The following is a 21004-nucleotide window of genomic DNA, read 5'->3' as shown; positions in this document are numbered from 1 at the left end:
ATTTTTCTTTTGATGCAACATTTGATATATGCTTTAGTCTTATGTAGACTAAACTAAATAAATGAAATTCTATTTATCACTCTTTTTATTGTTCGTATATTTTATTTCCTACGCACAAGACCCCACCAAGCAAAAACAATTATCAGCTTTAAGAACTGTTGAAATACCAAAAATTGATGGTTTTTTAGATGATGCCTGTTGGGTAAATGTGCCAATAGCAACTGATTTTTTCGAAATCAGACCAGTGCCGGGCCGGGTAGAAAAAAAAGAAAGACGGACCGAAATGAAAGTGCTTTACGATGACGTAGCCATTTATGTTTATGCTCGTATGTATGATGATAAAGATAGCGTTTCACATGAATTGGTTTCACGGGATAACATTGGTAATGCCGATTTCATCTCTATTATTGTCGACCCGTTTTACGACAAAATGAATGGCAATGGATTTTTTGTAACCGCCGCCGGCGTACAATTCGATGCCAAATATTCGCAGGTAGGTGATGAAGACCCCAACTGGAATGCCGTTTGGGAAAGTGCTGTTAAAATCGACGAAAAGGGATGGACTTGTGAAATGAAAATTCCGTATTCAGCTTTGCGGTTTTCGGGTAAAGGCATTCAAAACTGGGGTTTAAACTTCAGCAGAAGAATACAACGAACCAATGTTCAAACTTTTTGGAATTATGTAAACCCTGCGGTAAATGGCTTCATCAATCAGGAAGGACTTTTTACAGGTATTAAAGATATAAAGCCGCCTTTGCGTCTTTCTTTTTCGCCTTACATTTCGGCTTATGTGAACCACTACCCCGTTAACCTTCCTGGGGTAAAAAATACAACTTCAAGATTTAACGGGGGCATGGATGTAAAGTATGGCATCAATAACAGCTTCACTTTAGATATGACTTTGGTGCCTGATTTTGGTCAGGTACAATCAGATAACCGGATTTTGAACCTCACTCCGTTTGAGGTAAAATTTAACGAAAACCGCCAGTTTTTTACCGAGGGAACGGAGCTTTTTAATAAAGGCGATTTGTTTTATTCTAAACGAATTGGTTCGATTCCGGCTTACTACAATTATTCTGGACTAAGTAGCGATGACAAAATTATCAAAGACCAAACGGAAGCAAAGGTTTTAAATGCAACCAAAATTTCAGGTCGCACGGCAAAGGGTTTGGGTATTGGCATTTTCAATGCTATCACAAACAGCATGGAAACGGAAGTGGAGGATGCCCAGGGAAACACAAGGCTGGTAGAAACACAACCTTTAACTAATTATAATATTCTGGTCTTTGACCAGTCTCTAAAAAACAACAGTTCGGCCACTTTTATTAATACAAATGTGCTAAGGCAGGGAATTGCTTATGATGCAAATGTTAGTGCTTTACTTTTCAACCTGAACAATAAAGACAACAAATATTTTGTTAACGGAGGCGGTAAGATGAGTTACATCAGGGATGAGCAAACCAGCACAGGATACAGTTATACGTTAAGGCTAGGTAAGCAAAGCGGCAATTTTACATGGAGCTACAATCAGGTTTATGCCGATAATAAATTCGACCCTTCTGATATGGGCTTCTTTACCAACAACAACTTTTTAGACCAACGAATCGGTTTAGGATACAGTGTTTACAAACCAGGTAAATGGTATAATGAATTTCAAAACTGGTTTAACATATCATATTCGAGAAGGGTAACCCCCGGCGATTATCAAAGTTCCGGAATTGAGGCAGGCTCATATATCCGGTTTAAAAACTTATGGTCTGCGGAATTGGATGTAAATTATGATGCCAAAGCCAACAACTTTTACGAATCAAGAAATGGACAGGTATATAAAGCGCCGGAAAATTTTACAATTGGGCTTTACATTAATCCAAACAGAGCAAAGGCTTATAATTTTGGAGGAAATATTCGCTATCAGGAGCAGGAGCTATTTAAAGGCAAATCATATAATTTTTACCTCTTTCAAAACTTTAGGCTAAATGATAAAATTGCTTTTGGTTTAGATTTAAACTTTAACCCGAATTATAATTATGTAAACTGGGTTACGGCGCAAGGCCGTGAGGCCATTTTTTCTAAATATGATAGAAGAACGGTAGAAAATTCTTTCGACGCAAAATACACCTTTACAAATTTAATGGGGTTAACGGTTGTACTAAGACATTATTGGAGCGATAGAAGAAACAAGGATTTCTACTTGCTAAAACCTGATGGAGATTTAACCGATTATCATGGACCTGCGTTAACCGGAACAGATAGAAATTACAATGTTTTCAATGTGGATTTAATTTATACCTGGCAATTTGCGCCAGGTAGCACGCTTTCGGTATCGTACAAAGATGCAGCCGAAACTTACGACACTTTTTACACGCAGCGCTACAACAAAAACCTGAGTGGGATTCTAGCTTCACCCCAAAATAATAGTTTATCTGTTAAGGTTTTGTATTTTATCGACTACCTTGATTTGAAGAAAACGCGCAAAAAAATCCAATTTAAAGGCACTGAAAAGAATTAGGTGATTATATTTCCAATCCTTTCACAGCAATAAAAATAACGACAACTATCTTGGGAAAACGAATATAAAGCCAAGCGCCAAGGTTTGACTTCCTTGAATGTTATCTGTTCCGGTGTCTCTGTCAAATAGTCCGATTCCGGTTAAACTGGTATTCATGAAGCGGTTGATTTTGGCAGTTAGTGCTATGTCTAAGCGGTGATCTATCCTTGAATACCTAAAGTTTTCGTATGGAATTAGCATGGCATACCTGGCTTTCAAATTGGTGTTGGTAAAAATGTCTTTATCAAAAGCACTTACCACCTGAAAAGCCAATTCATTTCTGAAAGTTTTACCAATCGGTACGCCATAATTTTTTTTGACGTCGCCATTGGCCAAGTTTTTATCCAGCACAAATGTTTGGCGGGCTGTACCCGTACCAAAGCGAGTAGAGAAATATTTATTTGGTTTATACTCAAAACCTATAGATTCAGTTAAATAACCTGGTCCCATAAATTTTGATATCAGCGTCGCGATTTCTGTTCCATTTACATTTGTGTATGTAAAACCATTGTCAAACTGCGATTCGAAGTTTAATGAACCGAAAAAGTACCAGTTTTTAGAAAGTTGAAAGGAAGCTTTGTTATCCCAGAAAATACGGTCATTGGTTTTCTTTTGAAGCTGATCTTTATTTTTTATTTTACCGTATTGGAGAATAACCTCACTTACATAGCTATAGCTGTTTTTGCTGTATTCGGCCTTCCAGTTTAATAAGCCGCCAACAGCAATTGAATTTACGCCTCCCCCTTTCCAGTTATCGCTAAATTGTGCTTGGTTAATATTGATCCCGATTGATGTTTTGGTTTTCCAATAATTTACTTTGGCATTTACTATTGCCGGGCGGATTTTCACAGGCTCAAAGGACAAAGGTAATGTCCTGCTAGGTAAGGGGCTGCGCTTTAGCTTTATGTTCAGGTCCTTAGTGTTGATAGGAATTGTATCAATTTCCTGAGCATATAAATTCGCTGAACTGAGGCTTAAAATGAGGACAAGGTAAAATAAAAAATTCTTCATTACTTACAAAGGAAAAAAAAATTATCAGAGATAAAAAGGATTGAACGAAGGATTTTACCATAGGGGATAAATCATGGAACATAATTGGCCTTCTTAGGAGCCTATAAGCTTAATCCAGGAAAACCAATTACCCTGTTTCAAATAGGCTAAATTGGTTTCATGAGTATAGGCTTCTTGTTCAAAAATGATTTTCCTGTAGGCCAGATCGTGGTTTTTATACCTGATTAGGTTAATTAAATAATTCAGCAGATACAGGATGTAAAACGGTAAAATTAAAAGTTCAAGTTGTTGGCGGAGGTGTATTTTTTCATGATTTATAATTTCCTGGTCTGTTTTATAGCTTTCATTTCTTAATAATATAAAAGGGAATATAGCCATACCTGCTGCGGGTAAGCGTTTAAAAATCAAAATCGGCGCTTTCAAAACTTATCTATGCTAAGCTCAGGAAGCGGAGGCAACCGTAATGCTTGTGGATTAACCCTATAACTTTTATACGCATTTCTAACAAAGAGGTTAAAAGCATAATCGTTGGCATCTAGTACAAATTGATAGGTTGGACGATATTGCTGCATAAAATCCGTCAGTTCCGGATCTTTAATCCCGAGGATTTGCTGAACCAGATTTGATGTAAAGCGGTAGTCGATAACGTCTTCCCGGTAATCTTTTTCCAGGATTTTCTGCAAATGGCGGGCATTTTTACCTTGCCTGCTCAACAGATTGTAAATTGCATCTATTCCCAAACCTACACCGCCGTTCCCCAGATTAAGTAAATTTTTCGAACTTCCTTTTTCAATCGCATATCGGTATTCCTTTAATGCCTTTTCGTGTTGAGCCTGTGGAGAAAGTTTTTTCTGTTGAATTAATACGTCTCTTAAACGAATGCCCAATGATTTTAATTGAAAATATGCGGCAGGTTGCCCTTTAAAAACAACGGTATCTACGCCGTAACCAGAAAGGGCGGCCACCAGGGTATCGCCTGGAATGGCATAGGTACTGAACTCTCCTTTTGTCGTATTGTATAGGCCATCTCCGCTCCGGGTATTGTAAATATAAACTTTTGCCAGCCGTTGCTTTGTCTCCTTATCAATAACAACACCCTGCACAGGTTTTGTTTGTGCAAATAGTGCAGTCGAAAGATTAAACAACAACAGAAAAGAAATTAAAATTCTCATTGGAAAACAAATCTACAACTTACCATGCTGCAATAATTTTGATTAACATTATTTAACCTTCAATACTTGTCCAAGTTTGATGCCATCGGTTGTCATATTATTTAATATTTTCAGATCGTCAATGCTGATGTTAAACCGTTTAGCAATATTGTAAAGTGTATCACCCTTAATCACAGTATAAGTTCCATCTGCAATAATTGGTTTTGCCCCTGGCGGAGGTGTTTCTACAGGAGTAAATTTGGTTTTTTCTTTCGGAATATTTTGGTTAATCTCTGTAAATACACGGTCCTCACGGGCTATTTTTTGTTTTTCCGTTTCAGATTGATCATATTGATAAAGCTGATACTTTTCTATTGTATTGATTAACAAATCAGGATATTTTGGATTGGTTGCATAACCGGCCTGTTTTAGGCCCTGAGCCCAACTTTTGTAATCATTTTTGTCTAATTGAAAAAGCGTGCTGTAGCGCTTACGCTTCAAAAATTCTGAATGATCTTTAAAAGATTCGCGCGCATCTTTGTACACTCTAAAGCAATCGTTTTTCTGATCGTCATCTCTGAAATAATTTTTTCCTTTCCAATCCGATGTACACTTAATTCCAAAGTGATTATTGGCGTACTTTGCTAAATCGCTATTCCCGCTACCCGACTCTAAAATTCCCTGCGCCAGAGTAATGCTCGCCGGAATGCCATAAGCATTCATTTCTTCGATAGCGACTGATTTAAATTCGTCAATATAACTCAGCGTATTATAACTTTTATAACTGTTGTTATTTGCTTTATTAGCCGCTTTCTCTATCTGTTTATTGTTTTTAGAATATTTACGGGTAGAGCAAGAGCTGAGAAAGACCACTATTAGCGCCAGATAGATATATTGTATTTTCATTTTTGAGATTAATTTTTATGGGGTTTTGGATTAAAACTTAATTTTTTGTCCTGATTTAAGATTAGCCTTTTTCATTCCATTTTTTTGCATAATGGCTTTAACCGTTGTGCCTTTCTTCTTTGCGATTACACTTAAATTATCGCCGGCTTTGACAGTATAAAAGTTGGCGCGTCTTCGCATGCTATCTTTTCGGCGATAAGTATTCGTCGTGTAGGCCGGTTCTTCATAACCATCGGGGCGCTCATCATATTGATAAAGTTCAAACTTTTTTATCAAAGCGATAACCTGGCTGGCCCAACTTCTGCTATGGGCATAGCCGGCGCGCTGAATTCCTCTGGCCCAGCCCTTATAATCGTATTGATTGTATTTTGAAAATAAATTATTAAATGGTGCTCGGGTTTCCATAATTTCTACGAAATGGCTGTAAGATTCATCAGCACTGAAGTAATCGCGGTAAGAAGAGCGTATTTCGGCGCTGTTATTCGGGCCCTTCACACCAAAGTGATTGTTTAAATGCTGTGCTATGCGGCTACTGCCCGAGGCAGATTCGTGTATGGCTACTGCCAGAATTAAGCTCGCAGGAATTTTATGGTCACGCATTAGGCTTTGAGCGAATGCCGAATGTTCGGCAACATAATCTTCGGTGCTTTGAGCATTAGCGGTAATCACAAATGAAAGCAACAGGCACAAAGTAAATATCTTTCTCATGGGTAACTGTACAAATTGTTCAATTGGTTAATTGTACGATTAACCGATTGAGCAGTTAACCTATTGACCATTATCTTAAACTTTCTTCCTAATTATAAAAAGCCCGTCACGAACAGGAAGTATTAACTTTTCAACCCGTTCATCGCCAGCTATTTTATCATTAAAACTGGTTATATTTTTAGTGTCTTTATCTTGGTTCTCCCGAAGTACCTTTCCACTCCAGAGTACATTATCAACAATGATTAGTCCTCCTTGGCGAACACGGTCAAAAATTAAATCGTAATATGTTCCGTTATTTTTTTTGTCGGCATCTATAAAAACGATGTCGAAAACTTCATTTAATTCGTTTACCGTTTTTGTGGCATCTCCTAAAATGTATTGTATTTTATTGTTGTAATCAGATTTTGCGAAATTGGCACGAACCATATCTTCAAGCTCAGCATTGATATCCAACGTGTAAATTAAACCATCTGACGTTAAGCCTTCTGCCAGGCAAATCGTAGCGTAGCCTGTAAAAGTTCCGATTTCTAAAATTCTCTTTGGCGAAACCATTTTACTCAACATGCTTAAAACCCTGCCTTGATAATGGCCGGATAACATACGGGGCATTAAGACTTTAAGGTTTGTTTCCCGATCTATACTTTTAAGCAAATCGTTTTCCGGTTCGCAGTAATTAACTATTAATTCTTGTAAATCGTCGTTTATCAGACTCATATCAATTAGTTATAAACGGTTGGTTTCCATAAAATATTGTAAAATCAGGGTTGCCGCAATGGTATCTACCCTTTCCTTGTTTTGTCTGTCGGATTTTTTTAACCCACTTTGCATTATAGCCTGATGAGCCATTTTTGATGTAAAACGTTCATCAACCCAATGCAGAGGGATGCTAGGAAAAGCCTTTTTTAGTAATGTGGAAAAGCCTTTTGCATGTTGCTTTGAATCCGAGTCTGAACCATCCATCTGCCTGGGATCGCCAATAACAAAAGCTTCTACCTGTTCCGTTAAGAGGTATTTTTTTATGTAATTTATGGCATCTTTTGGGTGCACGGTATCCAATCCTGTTGCAATAATCTGCAGCGGATCGGTAACGGCGATGCCGATGCGTTTTGTTCCGTAATCGAAGGCAAGAATTCGGGCCATATAATTATAAAGCCTCAAATGTAAGGTTTTTTAAGGAAACGACTTTTTTCTGTTGGAGCAGCGATTAGGGAATCTAACGATTTAATTCACGGAACCTGCCCTTTTCATTTCATCAGTAGCACCACCGTTTGATCGTTTAATCGCTTTTAATGGTTTGCCAAATCTATAGCTGAAACTAAGGAAAAAAAGCCTGCTATCCCGGGTTAATTTGAAATATTCCTGAGCTTGGGGGAAATCTGTTAAACCTTCCATTGCCTGTGTAAAAAAGATATCCCTGGCACTAAGCTTAAGACTACCTTTGCCTTTTAAAATCGTTTTTGAAATGCCTGCAGATACCTGTCCTGTGGGATACAAAAGTTCCTGCAAATCATTTCTTGCTTGGGTAATGTAAAAGCCGGATAGTTCAGCCATTACTGTTTTTATCACATTGAACTGATTACTGGCACTAACCTGGAACTGATTGATGGATGATTGGTAATTTATGTTCCTGTCGCCATTAAGCTTTTTGTAATTGAAATTTCCCTGCCCATTAAACGACCACCATTTTGTCACTGGAAATTGGAGTGATACTGATAAACCCAGGTTTTTCATTTCTCCGACATTTCCATCCGTGTATATTAATATTTTTTTTCCTTCCGATAAGAATAACTGCGAAAAATAATTTCTGACAATACTATAAGAAAGTGTTGAAGTAATTAATTGATTATAGCGGTGGCTCAATTCTAAATTCCAGCTATATTGCGGAAGTATATAGGGGTTTCCTCTTTGTATTGTGTACTTGTTAACGATAAACATAAAAGGATTAAGTTTTTGATAAGCAGGGCGATCTATTCTCCTGCTAGCGGTTATCGTAATTGTATTGAGCGAATCTGCCTGATAACTTAAATAACCCGAAGGAAATAAATTGCCATAAGTTCTCGAAAAAGTAGAATCGGATTTTGAACTGTTGCCAAATTGATTGGCATTATAATTAGTATACTCATAACGCAGTCCTATTTGAGTGCTGATTTTATTGTATTTATGTTCAAAGCTCGTATAAAAAGCATTAATCCGCTCCTTATACAAAAAATGATTACTCCTATTTAAATTAACAGATCGCAACGATTCATTGAAGTTTATGTATGTCGAAATATTATCTGTGCTGATGGTTGAAGATTTAAAGCCCGTTTCCAGCATACTAGATTGATTTAAATGTAAGGTATAGTCTGCTTTTACGGATAAGATTTTTATTGTTGATGGTACTTCGATGTCGGTCCCGTTCTTATAACCATTAGGTGTCAGGAGTTCATTTGTAAAAACCTGATCATTATTCATTCTATAGCTCAACACATCTAAGTCGACAGATACATCTTGTTTTTCATTAAAACTGTGCCTGAGGTTCAGGTTAGCAGCACCATTTTTAAATTTAAACAGGCTGCTACTTATTGTAGATACTGATGAGTCAATGCCGGCATCCTCATTTTTCCATGTCGCAATGGCATCACTTTTTGCTTTTCTTTTGATTATTGTACCACTAAGGGAAAAACCCAATGTTGTGGTTTTTGAAAAATAATAATCTAATCCTGTTTTTAAAAAGTGATAATTGGTAAGATTAGATATTGCCGTATTTTGTTCTAAAACCCCTGTCCCGGTACTATTTAGATTAAAATAATTACGATCAGCATAAATATCAGTGTAATTGTTATTTCGATTGTAGGTTGCTGTACCATAAATATTTATCTTTCCTTTTTTGTAGTTCAGTAACACACTATTGTTGTTTTTGTAATTCCTGCTCCAGCCGGCAATGGTATTAACGGAACCATTGAAACCCTCCTGTGTATTTTTTTTTGTTTTGATGTTTATAATACCTCCATTACCACTTGCATCGTATTTTGAAGATGGATTTGTTATCAGTTCTATATGGCTTACCTGAAAAGAGCTCATGCTCGATAAAAGATTGGTTAAATCAACGCCCGACAAATAAGTTGGTTTGTCATCAATCATGACCAATACATTGTTTTTCCCCTGCAAACTGATACTGCCTTCTTTGTCAATCATTACACCAGGCGATTTCTCAAGTAGCTCGAGAATCGTTGTTCCATCATTGGTAATTGTAGCAGCTACGTTTACGATTATTTTACCTCTTATGTGTTGTATAGGTGGCTTATTACCTCCTATATTTACATCTTTTAACACCTGGCTACCTGGTAATATTTTAATGAACAAAGAAGAAATTATAAAAGGAGATTTGATCAGGGTTGTTTTATGGGGTTCGTATCCTACTGCTTTTGCGCGGAAAACATAGTTGCCTGGAACAGGTTGGCTGAATATAATGGTGCCCTTTTTGTCTGTTTTCCCCGCTTTTATAGACGTAAAGTTTTTTGCAGAAAGAAGTTCAACCGTTGCGTTTTCGAAAGGCTGTTGCTTTTCGTTTAGAACAGTTACTTTAATTGTCTTAGTTTTTTTCTGTCCAAAGCTAATTATTGTTGAGAGCAATAGAAAAAGCAATAACAATGACTTTAAAAAGTTCATTTGTATGAGTAATAGTTAATTTAGAGTTGTTGATGGGTTTCAAATATAGTGAAAACCAAAGGTATATGTGAATCTCCAGAGTTAAATCTTATTGATTATTGTCATCATTACTACATTAGCGGCTGCAAACTAATCTTTGCGCGTTGTGGTTTTGCTTGAGTCAAATTCTGTTTATAAATACCAACATCTCACATCTATTTCTTATTTTGCACCAAATGCAGTTTAAAGAAATCATCGGACAGAACAAGATTAAGCAACAACTGGTGCAGACCGTAAAAGAGAACCGCATTAGTCATGCTCAGCTTTTTTTATCACCAGTTGGCTCGGGTGCATTGCCTCTGGCTATTGCTTATGCGCAGTATATAAACTGCCTGGATAGAAGAGTTGATGATAGCTGCGGTACTTGTTCAAATTGCAGGAAGTATGAACGGTTAATTCATCCTGATTTACATTTTTCTTATCCTTTTTTTGCTTCATCAACTATAAAAACGGCAGTAGACGTTCTTGATGACTGGCGTAATATGTTGCTGCAGGATACCTATTTTGACATGGATATCTGGCGTTCGAAACTTGAGGCAGCAAATAAACAGGCAAACATTCCGATTGGTGAGTGCCATGATATTATTAAGAAATTGAGTTACAAAGCCTTTGAAGCCCAGACTAAGGTGCTGATAATGTGGTTGCCTGAATACCTGGATAAATCTGGAAACGCTTTACTTAAATTAATTGAAGAGCCACCTGCAAACACGCTATTTATTTTAGTGGCCCAAAATCAAGAACAGATTCTAACTACAATTTTATCCCGTACGCAGATTTTAAAAATTCCAAAGCTAACAGGAGAAGAAATATCAGATTATTTACTCGAAAATACAGGCTTAAACAGGAATCAGGCCATTGATTACTCATTTCTGGCAGATGGAAATATAATAGAAGCGAAAGCTTTGGCTGCGGATGTTCAGAGCGATAGCTCAGGGACATTTACAAGCTGGCTGCGCATGGGGTTTGGAAATAAGGTGCCCGAATTAATCGACTTTACCGATGAGGCCGCAAAATGGGGACGCGAAAATCAAAAGAATTTTTTAAAATACGGTGTAAATTATTTGCGGGAATGTTGCTTGATAATCAGCGGGGCAGAAACATTGGTCAAATTGCCTCCCCTTACAATGGAGACCGCCAAAAAGTTAAGTGAACATGTGCTTACATTGCCTATGACAGAGGCAATAATTTCGATACTTGAAGAAGCACACTACCATATTGAAAGGAATGCAAACCCTAAAATTCTGTTTTTAGATGTATCTTTACAGTTGGTAAAAATTATCAGGTTTAAAACGCTCCCTCAGGGGACTCAATATATATACAATTAATTATGGGATGTGGAAGTTGTTCAACAGGTGGTGGTTGCACCCCTAATGGATGCAAAAGTAATGGCTCATGCGGCACCGGTGGTTGCCAGACAATGGAAGTGCATGACTGGCTATCTAACCTGGATATGCCATCCAGCTATAAACCTTTTCAGGTTACAGAAATAAAATTTAAAGGCTCAAGGAAAGAGTTTTTTCTAAATAACGATAACATTTATCTTGAAATTGGTGAGCTTGTTGCGGTTGAAGGGCCAACGGGTGGCTTCGATGTTGGCCATGTTTCACTTACCGGAGAATTGGTAAGAGTGCAAATGAAAAGGCGTAAAACGACTTTAGATCAGGTTACAAAGAAAATCTATCGAAAAGCGACTGAAGCCGATGTTGAAAAGTGGAACGCCGCAAAGGAAATGGAATGGGAAACCATGCATAAGGCACGTAAACTTGCGCTGGATTTGCGTTTGTCGATGAAAATTAGCGATGTAGATTACCAGGCGGATAAAACTAAGGCTACTTTTTTTTATACTGCTGATGGTCGTGTAGATTTCCGCGAGTTAATTAAAAAAATGGCAGAAAGTTTTCGCATTCGCATCGAAATGCGTCAAATCGGAATGCGGCAGGAAGCCGGACGCTTAGGCGGCATCGGTTCCTGTGGGCGTGAGCTATGCTGCTCTACCTGGCTTACGAATTTTAAAACCGTTTCTACGGCTGCTGCCCGTTATCAAAATCTTTCCTTGAACACATTAAAACTTGCCGGACAATGTGGTAAATTAAAATGTTGTTTAAATTATGAATTGGATACTTATCTGGATGCTTTAAGAGACATTCCGGATAGAATTGAAAACCTGGATACAGAAGCAGGCTATGCCCGTCATCAAAAGACCGATATTTTTAAAAAAGTTATGTGGTTTAGTTACCAGGGCGATGAAAATTGGATTCCAGTAGCTGCGGCTCGTGTCAAAGAAATTATGGCAATGAACAAAGCCGGAAAAAAAGCGCCTAATTTAAAAGAAGAAGCCATCCAAATTGCAGCACCTGTTGTTGTCGAGAAATCTTTCGATTACGAAAATGTTGTTGGTCAGGATAGCCTAACACGCCTGGATGAACGTTCTAAAAACAGGAACAATAACCAGAATAAAAATCAGAAAAATAACCGGAATAGTAACCAGAACAAAAGAGACAGAGTTCCCGGCAATGATAAGGCCGTTAATGCGAAGCCTCAAAATCCTAATCAGCAAAGGCCACAACAGGCCGGTCAGAAAGGGCCGCAACAGGCGCATCAAAAACTACAAAACGGGCCAAAGCCACAGCAAGCTCAAACGCCAAAACCAGTAGTTAAGGCTGAGGGACAACAAGCTGTTGCCGGCGAAAAGAAACCTGATCAAAACAGAAACAAAAACCGGAATAATCGTAGAAAGAATAATAATCGCAGAAATAATAACAATGGTTCTGACAATAAACCGGCTGCCGAGTAAAAAGCAAATTTTGCTACTCTTTTTTATGCTTTTTTCTGCATTTTTATCAGGATGCAGCTCAGATGTAGTTGATAGCAACGTGGAGATTCCGGATAGAAAGTGGACTTACCGGAATCACCTCAAAGTACCTTTTGAAATTAAGGACAGCAATAAGTCCTACAACGTTTATTTTAAGCTAAGACATACTGCCGATTACCGTTATGCAAATATTTTCATTCTGGTGCATTTTAAAGACCAGAAGGATAAAGTAACCAAGCGCTATCAGTTCAAACTGGCAAAAAATGATGGTGAATGGTTAGGTAGCGGTTCCGGGAATATCTTTAATTATACCTTTCCACTTTTAACAAACCACCGTTTTTTGCATCCTGGTAAATTCGAAATTGAAATCGAACAGAACATGCGCGACAACCCACTTTTAGAAGTTGTTGATGTTGGTCTTTTAATTGAGCCGAATTAGGATTCCAACTCCAATTTACCTTATCAGGTATGACACTTGTTGCAGATTGCTTCGAGTCTTGTTCGGGAAAACGGCCTTTAAAGGTATGTTTTAGCAACAAACCCCGAACAACATCCGAACAAACCTACTAAAATGCATAATGAATGTTTATGATAATTGCTTTTTTTGAATTACAAATGGTTTAATAAGCTTTCCAGTTTCATTCCCCTCGATCCCTTAAGCAACACAAGCGAATTTGTTATTTTATTTTCTGTAAGATAAGTTGCAGCTTGTTCAGGAGTTTCACAAAAAACAGCTTCGTAATCGTCATTTAAAGTGTAAAAATATTTGCCAATGAAAATGATTTTATCTAATCCGCTTTTCATGGCCTGCTCAGCAATTAATTTATGCTGAGTTTCTGATTCGGGCCCTAACTCAAACATATCACCTAAAATGGCAACCTTGTTATTTGCTGTTAATACAGAGATATTATTAAGCGCAGCCGACATGCTGCTCGGGTTTGCGTTGTAAAAATCGCAGATTACTGTATTGTTTTCCGTTTTGGTTAACTGAGAACGGTTGTTTTTAGGGTGGTAATTTGTTAAACCATGGTTAATTTCTTCGGGTGTGAGATCAAAAAAGTCGCCAATGCAAATTGCCGCAAGAATATTCTCAAAATTATAACTGCCGGTTAAATTGGTTTTCACCATCGAAGAAAACTCATGATTCGTCCATTCCACTTCAATAAACGGGTCGCTGTTTTTTAATTGGCCTTTAATCGCATTGCCGTTTTCAGTGCCATAGAAGATTAGTTTTGATAAACCGGCATTCCCGCTCATTTCCATTAAATAAGAATTGTCGCGGTTAATGAAAGTATAGCCCCGGGTACTTTTCAGGTAAGCATACAATTCAGCTTTACCTTTCTTAACGCCTTCAAATCCACCAAACCCGTCTAAATGCGCCATACCTACATTGGTTATGATGCCATGGGTAGGTTGAGCAATACTGCAAAGTAATTCAATTTCTTTTTGATGATTGGCACCCATTTCAATAACGGCAATTTCCACACCACTATGGATAGCTAAAATGGAAAGCGGAACACCGATATGATTATTCAGGTTGCCGAAAGTAGCGAAAGTCTTATAACGCTCTGCTAAAACGGCATTAATCAGTTCTTTACTGGTTGTTTTACCATTACTGCCTGTTAATCCTATCACGGGAATTTTTAATTGTTCACGATGATGGCATGCTAAATCCTGCAAAGTAGTTAACGTGTCTTCTACCAATAAACATTTATCATTTGAATATTTCGCTTCATCCACAATTGCATACGATGCACCTTTTTCAACAGCTTGTTGAGCAAACTCATTTGCATTAAAATTATCACCCCTGAGTGCAAAAAAGATACTGCCTCTCTTGATGCTTCTTGTATCGGTTGATATTGATGGATTAGCTAAATAAAGATTGTACAGTTTTTCGATTGTCAACATATTTATTGTAAAAAATGTACGGTAAAATTAAGCTTTAGCTACAACAAAAAACAAAATTTGTACATTAGGTAAAAATATTCTTATGAAGAAACTATTTACCATTGGCTTTTTCGCTTTATCCTTAGTTTTAAATATAAAAGCCCAGGTAAAATCGCCTGATGAGTTTTTGAGCTATGAATTGGGTTCACATTTCACACCGCATCATAAAGTTGCAGATTATTTCAGACAAACGGCTGCTGCGGCGTCAAAAAATGTAAAGTTGATCGACTATGGTAAGACGAATGAAGGACGGCCTTTGCTGGTTGCAGTCATTTCTTCAGCGGAAAATATAAACAGGCTGGAACAAATCCGCAAAGATAACCTGACTTTAGCCAGCGGAGCCGGCAGTGTCGACTTAACTTCTCAACCCGCCATTCTGTGGTTGAGTTATAATGTACATGGTAACGAGGCTAACTCAACTGAAACTGCGATGAAAACGCTGTATAATTTAGCTTCCGGAACCAATTTAAAGGCTAACGAATGGCTAAAGAATACTATTGTCGTAATAGATCCCTGCTTAAATCCGGATGGAAGAGATCGTTATGTAAACTATTTTAACAGTGTTGTCGGCGAAAAACCAAATTCAGACCCAAGTTCCAGAGAACATATTGAGCCATGGCCGGGAGGAAGGCCCAACCATTATTATTTTGATTTAAACAGAGACTGGGCCTGGCAAACTCAAATTGAGAGCAAACAAAGATTAGCACTTTATAATCAATGGATGCCTCAAGTCCATGTCGATTTTCATGAACAGAGTTATAATGAGCCCTATTATTTCGCGCCTGCGGCAGAGCCGGTACACCAGGACATTACGCCATGGCAAAAGAGCTTTCAGGTTGTGGTTGGTAAAAACAATGCAAAATATTTCGATGAACAGGGCTGGCAATATTTTACTAAAGAACGTTTTGACCTTTTATATCCATCTTACGGGGATACTTATCCTTTATATAATGGTGCTGTAGGTATGACTTACGAACAGGGCGGAATACGGGCCGGCTTGTCGGTTGTAACCAACGATGGCGATACCTTAACATTGAAAGACCGCATTGCGCATCATTTCACAACCAGTATGTCAACTCTTGAAGTGACTTCGTCGAACCATAATAAATTGCTTAGTGAATATAAAAAATATTTTCAAGAGGCACTAAATACCCCGCCAGGATCTTACAAAAGCTATGTAATTAAACCTGATAACTTATCCCGGTTAAAAAAACTAGCTGAACTGTTGACTAAAAACAAAATCGAATTTGCTTATGGAGGCGATAAGGCACTTCGTGGTTATGACTATGATACTCAGAAAGAAGTAGGATTCACCCTCAGCAGGAATGATTTAATTGTAAACGTCTTGCAACCAAAAGCCGTATTGGCAAATGTTTTGCTGGAACCGCAAACTGTTGTGACCGACTCTAATACCTACGACATTACAGCATGGGCACTTCCCTATGTTTACGGACTAAAAGCTTATGCATTAAAGGAAAGTATAAAGGGGAAATACGATGTAATTGATGAGGCTAAACCATTCTCTTCTAATTTAGATAAACCCCTTGCCTGGCTGTTTGGATGGGGAAATAGTGAAGATTTACAGCTACTGGTTGCCTTGCAGAAAGAAAATATTAAAGTTAGGCAAGCGGACCAGCCGTTTTCCGTTAACGGACAGGACTACCCTGCCGGAACACTGATTGTTCTGCGCGCCGAAAATGAGAAACAAATAAAAGACATAAAAAATAAAGTTGTCGAGATTTCTAATCATTTAAACAAGCCGCTACAGGCAATTTCAACTGGCTTTGTGGATAAAGGGAAGGACTTCGGCTCTTCGGTTTATCCGATATTGAAGCAGCCCAAAATTGCTGTTGTATCGGGGAACGAGGTGTCTTCTCTTGCATTTGGTGAAGTTTGGTATTATCTCGAGCGTAATCTAGGTCTAATGCCAAATATCATTAATGTTAAAGACATCAATAATCTGGAAATCAGCAAAATAAACACCTTAATCCTTCCTGATGGCAATTATGGAAATGTTATAGATGAAGGTTTAAAAAACTGGATTAGTAAAGGCGGAAAGTTAATTTTGATGGAAGATGCCATAGAAAGTGTTTTAGAGAAAAAAGGTTTCGATATTAAAAAGAAAGAAGCGATTGTAAAAAAGGATGATAAGCCAGAAACAAGTAAGCTCCTTTTTAAAGACAAAGATAAGGATGACTATGAAAACGCCATTCCTGGGGCAATATATAAGGTAAACCTCGATGCCTCCCATCCATTTGCTTATGGCATTGGTAAGAGCTATTACACACTAAAAACGGATCGTAAAATATATGCGCCACTTACTAAAGGCTGGAATGTTGGTCAGCTAAGCGATAAAAGTTTAATGGCTGGTATTGTCGGGAAAAAAGTACGTGAAGATCTAAAAACTGGTTTGCTGATTGGCGTTCAGGATTCAGGAAGGGGAAGTATCATATATTTAGCAAACGATCCGTTATTCAGGAATTTTTGGGAAGGCGGAAAGACGCTATTTGGAAACATTTTGTTTTGTAGTTATTGATATAAACCCACAACGTACAAAATCGCTTCCTTATTTTGGTTAGCTTGTCTTGAGTTTACGTACATAACAAACAATAAGATTTTGGTTTCTGTCATTAATCTGCTTCAGATAACTGAAGAAATTTAGATAATTTATAGCTTATAGCTATTTGAACTAAGAGCTTCGTTTCAAATTTGTCGAATTTGAAACGAAAACTGGTTTTTTTAAATCAAAAAAGCGCAAATTTTTGTTCTCTGGCCTGCTGAAACAGACAGTTTTTCAAACTATTTATTTAGTTTTTCTCTTTTTTGGGGATTTTTTATGTGAAACTGGGTTATTATGTGATTTCAAATGTTAAAATGTTAAAAATTGTTAAAAAAAATTTGGTGTTGTAGCTAACTAACTATACTTTAGCATTTAAATCATTAACTAACCTATTTTTTATTATGAAAAAACTTTTACAAAGTTTGTTCATTCTTTTGCTAGTCGCTTCAACGGCGATGGCTCAAGAGCGGACAATCACAGGTACAGTTACAGCTCAGGAAGATAATTTACCAATTCCTGGAGTAAGTGTAAAAATCAAAGGTGCCTCAGGCGGTTCTGTAACCGGGGCAGATGGCAAGTTCTCCATCAGAGCAAACAACGGCTCAACATTAATTTTTTCTTATATCGGCTACAAGCCTAGAGAAATCGTTATTGGTTCTTCAAGTGTAGTTAACGCATCATTGGAAACCGATGCTAACCAATTAACTGAAGTTGTGGTAACAGGTGCTTATGGTATAAAAACAACTGAGCGTTCTCAGGTAACAAACACTCAGACCATTTCTGGCGACAAACTTAACACAGTACGTGCAACAAACTTAAATAACGCTTTAGCGGGTAAAGTAGCCGGTGTTCAGGTTAGAAGTCAGTCTGCGGCGGCATTAGGTAGAAATACAGCCGTTAGGTTAAGAGGTGCAAGTGGATTTGGAACTGGTAGCGGCGCACTTTATGTTGTAGATGGAACTATTCTTCCAAATGCTGATGATGTGAATCTTGACGATATCGAAGATATCTCCGTTTTACAAGGTCCGGCGGCAGCTGCGATTTTAGGTTCTCAGGCTGCTTCAGGAGCAATTTTGATCACAACTAAGAAAGGAAAATCGACTACTGGTTCAGGTATTACCTTGAACTTAGGTGGTTTATTTGAGAATGCTTACATTCTTCCTAACTACCAGAACACTTACGCTGGTGGTAACTCTCAGGATTTAATCAAATATACCTGGAAAGCGACTGATCCAGCTGAATGGAAGGCTTTGGACGGTAAATACTATCCAAACTATAGTGATGACTCAAGTTGGGGTCCTAAAATGGTTGGTCAGGAATACATTCCTTGGTATGCATGGTATCCAGGTACACAGTATTCAAATAAAACCGCAAGCTTAACTCCAAATCCGGATAATGCTAAAGATTTTTACAATACTGGAGTAACTTTTAACAACTCTATCTCGTATAGTGGTTCAGGTGAGAAATATAACTTGAAAATGACTTACGGAAATCAAAATACGACCGGACTACTTCCAAGTACGAGTTTAGTTAAAAATACATTCAACTTTAACTCTTCTTACGATCTTAACAAGCACTTCACAGTTGCTGCAAACATAAATTATGTTAAAACAGTATTAAACGGAGCAATTGATGATGCTTACAGTAATTTAGCAACTGGTTCATTCTCTCAGTGGTTCCACCGCGATTTGGACATGAATATCATGAAAGAATTGAGAGGTTTAACAGTACAAGGATTACCGGGTGAAACAATTTATGCAAGCTGGAATCACTCTGACCCTACGGGTTATGACCCGGCTAACCCTAAAGCTTTCTATGGTGGTAACTATTGGTACAATCCTTATGTTTTCGGTGATTTAACCAAACAGTTAAACCAAAGAGATCGCTTATACGGAAATTTATCATTCATTTACAAAGTGAACAGCGATTTGAGTTTCACGGCAACTTATCGTAAACAACAGAATACAACTTTCACTGAAAACAGAGTTAGAACTGAATTAGAAACAAGTGCCAATCAAACTGGCCTAAAGGCATCTTACTATAGTCAAAATACGTATTCAAACAGAGAAAACTATGAAGTTTTAGGTCACTATACCAAACAAATTAAAGATTTCTCTCTAGATGTAACCGCTGGTACAGATATTTTTAAAGGTGAATCTAATTACAACAATGCTGGAACAGTAAATGGTTTATCCATCCCTAACTTGTTCACTGTTAGTAACTCTGTAGATGCACCAAGTATTGGAAATTACAGGCAAGTAGAAAAATACAGAGCATTATTAGCCCGCGCAACTTTTGGTTACAAAAGATTAGCCTATATCGATGCTTCGGTTAGAAATGACTGGTTTTCAACTTTACCATCAGATCACAGTGGTGTATTATCGAAATCAGTTGGTGGTTCATTCATATTCTCTGAATTGTTACCTAAAGAAGATTTTGGATGGTTATCTGAAGCAAAAATCAGAGGTTCATATGGTGAGATTCCTCAGGCTTTAGGAACAACCAATGATTCATTCGGAGCATATCGTTTCCCAGGTTCAGCTTATGGTGTTAACTCATTAAAATTCAATGGGAATTTATTGCAAAACACGCCAGATGCATTAGTTGATCCAGATATCAGAGGAGCTGTTGCAAAAAGTTCTGAGTTTGGTTTAGATTTAAAATTCTTTAATAGAAGATTAAGTGTATCCAGTACTTATTGGGACAAAACAGAAACAAACTACCCAAGATCGGTTACTGTTAACGGAGCCAGTGGTTTCAGTTCAATCTTAACTAACGTTGGTAAGATTACCAGTCATGGATTAGAATTCCAGGTGTCAGGTATTCCGGTTAACCGTCCGAACTTCAGCTGGAATATTTCTGCAACTTATGCAAACTTAATCAGCAACAAGGTGGTTGAGGTGAGTGAGAAATACGGCGTAACAAGAGCATCCGTAGAAGGTGTTTGGGGTTCAACAATGCCATTTATGGTTCACGATGCAGGTTATGAGTGGGGTCAGATTTGGGGTAACGGTAAAAAACGCAATGCTGAAGGTGTTCCATTGTTAGATGCCAATGGACACTTCGTTAATGATCCAAACGTTTATTTTGGTAGCGTTTTACCGAAACACACAGGTGGTATTCAAAATGCTTTTACAATTTTCAACATGTTTGATGTAGCGGCAAATATAGATTACCAATTCGGTGGTAAATTCGTTTCACTATCAAACATGTGGGGTTCATATAGTGGTGTAACCGCTCGTACTGCAGGAGTTAACGATAAAGGAAATCCAGTTCGCGATAAAGTAGCAGATGGCGGTGGTGTACGTGTGGATGGTGTTGACGCAACAACTGGTCAGCCAAAAACATATTACTTAGAAGCTCAAGACTATTATCAGGGATTATATAATGCTAAAACTTTCGATGATTACATTTATGATTTAACTTTCATCAAATTACGTGAAGTTTCCATAGGCTATCGCATTCCGGTTAAAAAATTAGGTATTGCTAAGTTTGTTCAGAATGCAACATTCTCTATCGTTGCAAGAAATCCTGTATTAATTTATGCGAAAACAAAAGATTTCGATCCTTCTGAAGTATCTGCAACAAGCGGAGAAACTTCTCAATTGCCAGGTACAAGGGGATTAGGATTTAACTTGAGAATAGGCTTTTAATTAGAGGGCGATTAATTT

At 37.7% G+C, this 21004-nt stretch carries 15 protein-coding genes; 6 read left to right on the top strand and 9 right to left on the bottom strand.

Annotation, left to right across the window (positions count from 1 at the left end; genetic code table 11):
• Positions 1 to 61: 61 nt before the first annotated feature.
• The gene (locus ASF92_RS00475) at positions 62 to 2509 is read left to right on the top strand and encodes a DUF5916 domain-containing protein (protein WP_056086241.1); all 2448 of its coding nucleotides are present in this window, start codon (positions 62 to 64) and stop codon (positions 2507 to 2509) included.
• Positions 2510 to 2554: 45 nt separating this feature from the next.
• On the opposite strand, the gene ASF92_RS00470 is transcribed toward ASF92_RS00475, so the two are convergent.
• From ASF92_RS00470 to ASF92_RS00435, 8 genes are all read right to left on the bottom strand, one after another.
• Complete coding sequence (locus tag ASF92_RS00470) at positions 2555 to 3559, bottom strand: DUF3078 domain-containing protein (protein WP_056086237.1); 1005 nt, start codon at positions 3557 to 3559, stop codon at positions 2555 to 2557.
• A gap of 93 nt (positions 3560 to 3652) precedes the next feature.
• A complete protein-coding gene (locus tag ASF92_RS00465; protein ID WP_197413206.1) occupies positions 3653 to 3982 on the bottom strand; it encodes a hypothetical protein in 330 nt (109 codons plus the stop codon).
• A complete protein-coding gene (locus ASF92_RS00460; protein WP_056086234.1) occupies positions 3979 to 4731 on the bottom strand; it encodes a hypothetical protein in 753 nt (250 codons plus the stop codon). The genes ASF92_RS00465 and ASF92_RS00460 overlap by 4 nt, the downstream gene beginning before the upstream one ends.
• A 48-nt stretch (positions 4732 to 4779) precedes the next feature.
• Positions 4780 to 5616, bottom strand: coding sequence for a glucosaminidase domain-containing protein (locus tag ASF92_RS00455; protein WP_056086231.1), 837 nt, complete (start codon positions 5614 to 5616; stop codon positions 4780 to 4782).
• Between the two features lie 30 nt (positions 5617 to 5646).
• The gene (locus tag ASF92_RS00450) at positions 5647 to 6324 is read right to left on the bottom strand and encodes a glucosaminidase domain-containing protein (protein WP_056086228.1); all 678 of its coding nucleotides are present in this window, start codon (positions 6322 to 6324) and stop codon (positions 5647 to 5649) included.
• 75 nt (positions 6325 to 6399) lie between these two features.
• Positions 6400 to 7038, bottom strand: coding sequence for an O-methyltransferase (locus ASF92_RS00445; protein WP_056086225.1), 639 nt, complete (start codon positions 7036 to 7038; stop codon positions 6400 to 6402).
• Positions 7039 to 7047: 9 nt separating this feature from the next.
• The gene (gene ruvX / locus ASF92_RS00440) at positions 7048 to 7464 is read right to left on the bottom strand and encodes a Holliday junction resolvase RuvX (protein ID WP_056086222.1); all 417 of its coding nucleotides are present in this window, start codon (positions 7462 to 7464) and stop codon (positions 7048 to 7050) included.
• A gap of 81 nt (positions 7465 to 7545) precedes the next feature.
• A complete protein-coding gene (locus tag ASF92_RS00435; protein ID WP_056086219.1) occupies positions 7546 to 9975 on the bottom strand; it encodes an outer membrane beta-barrel family protein in 2430 nt (809 codons plus the stop codon).
• A gap of 215 nt (positions 9976 to 10190) precedes the next feature.
• On the opposite strand from ASF92_RS00435, the gene ASF92_RS00430 reads away from it, so the two are divergent.
• Genes ASF92_RS00430 through ASF92_RS00420 form a run of 3 tightly spaced genes read left to right on the top strand, consistent with a single transcriptional unit; the run spans position 10191 to position 13265 of the window.
• Complete coding sequence (locus ASF92_RS00430) at positions 10191 to 11339, top strand: DNA polymerase III subunit gamma/tau (RefSeq protein ID WP_056086216.1); 1149 nt, start codon at positions 10191 to 10193, stop codon at positions 11337 to 11339.
• Between the two features lie 2 nt (positions 11340 to 11341).
• Positions 11342 to 12808, top strand: coding sequence for a regulatory iron-sulfur-containing complex subunit RicT (locus ASF92_RS00425; RefSeq protein ID WP_082489413.1), 1467 nt, complete (start codon positions 11342 to 11344; stop codon positions 12806 to 12808).
• Between the two features lie 10 nt (positions 12809 to 12818).
• On the top strand, positions 12819 to 13265 hold the full coding sequence (locus ASF92_RS00420) for a gliding motility lipoprotein GldH (protein WP_231729709.1): 447 nt from the start codon (positions 12819 to 12821) through the stop codon (positions 13263 to 13265).
• Between the two features lie 170 nt (positions 13266 to 13435).
• Here ASF92_RS00420 and murF read toward each other — a convergent pair whose 3' ends face one another.
• The gene (gene murF / locus ASF92_RS00415; protein ID WP_197413205.1) at positions 13436 to 14734 is read right to left on the bottom strand and encodes a UDP-N-acetylmuramoyl-tripeptide--D-alanyl-D-alanine ligase; all 1299 of its coding nucleotides are present in this window, start codon (positions 14732 to 14734) and stop codon (positions 13436 to 13438) included.
• An 82-nt stretch (positions 14735 to 14816) separates the two neighbouring features.
• Between murF and ASF92_RS00410 the strand changes: the two genes are divergently transcribed.
• Both ASF92_RS00410 and ASF92_RS00405 read left to right on the top strand, forming a co-directional pair.
• Complete coding sequence (locus ASF92_RS00410; protein WP_056086208.1) at positions 14817 to 17309, top strand: M14 family metallopeptidase; 2493 nt, start codon at positions 14817 to 14819, stop codon at positions 17307 to 17309.
• Positions 17310 to 17734: 425 nt separating this feature from the next.
• Complete coding sequence (locus ASF92_RS00405) at positions 17735 to 20986, top strand: SusC/RagA family TonB-linked outer membrane protein (RefSeq protein ID WP_082489412.1); 3252 nt, start codon at positions 17735 to 17737, stop codon at positions 20984 to 20986.
• The last annotated feature ends 18 nt before the right edge of the window (positions 20987 to 21004 follow it).

The organism is Pedobacter sp. Leaf176 (assembly GCF_001424305.1).
In the GTDB taxonomy this organism is placed as follows: Bacteria; Bacteroidota; Bacteroidia; order Sphingobacteriales; family Sphingobacteriaceae; genus Pedobacter.
The sequence above is the reverse complement of the archived record's forward strand: the minus strand, read 5'-3'. Positions and strand labels throughout refer to the sequence as shown.